At 46.4% G+C, this 814-nt stretch carries 1 pseudogene; it reads left to right on the top strand.

What is annotated here, in order from left to right:
* The first annotated feature begins 92 nt into the window (after positions 1-92).
* Positions 93-799, top strand: a pseudogene (locus tag BL249_RS18530) (replication initiation protein).
* Positions 800-814: the final 15 nt, after the last annotated feature.

Here is an 814-nt window from a genome sequence, read left to right as displayed (position 1 = left end):
GTCCACAGATTTAGGGTAACGGTAAAAAAATCATTGCACCTTTAAAATAAGTGAAATAGTATCCAACTAATTCACCATAGCGAAAAATCATAATGTCTGACCTGATAGCCTACAAATCGAACGCGCTTATTGAGGCGAGTTATAGACTTACCTTGCAGAGCAACGCTTCCTGTTGGTCTGTATCAGTCGTTTGAAATCAGGCATTGATGCTCCATCGCCTGAAGCGCAAAAGACGATGACGATCACAGCGGCAGAGCTTTACGAAGCTTTCCCGGACATGGGGCGACAACACGCAGAGGCAAAACTCAAGGAAGCTATTGATCGCCTTTGGGATAGGTCAGTTATCATCCGGGATGAAAGCAAGCGAGAGGAATTTCGCTGGGTGCAGTACCGGGCGCAGTATTTGAAAGGGGAAGCGAAGGTCGAAATCACGTTCTCTGACGCCATTATGCCGTACCTGACACAGCTCAAGGGGCAGTTCACACGTGTTGTGGTTAAGAACGTTTCCAGCCTGTCCAGCACGTATAGCATTCGCATCTACGAGATGCTCCAACAATTTCGCAGCACCGGCGATAGAACCATTGCGCTAGATGATTTCCGCTCCATGCTGGAACTTGACGAAAAATATTCAGATTTCAAGATACTGAATCGGGCTCTAATAAAACCAGCCATCGCCGAACTGAACGAGAAAAGCAATCTCGCTGTTACCGTTGAAACCATAAAGCAGGGCAGAAAGGTGATCGCTTTGAGGTTCCAATTCAAAGAAGACAAACAAATCAAAATGGCTCTGACCGGATAACGTAAGGGATACGGA

The sequence above is a fragment of the Erwinia sp. OLFS4 genome (assembly GCF_002752165.1).
Classification (GTDB): Bacteria; Pseudomonadota; Gammaproteobacteria; order Enterobacterales; family Enterobacteriaceae; genus Izhakiella.
Note: the sequence above shows the minus strand (reverse complement) of the source record. Positions and strands in the feature narration are given on the sequence as shown.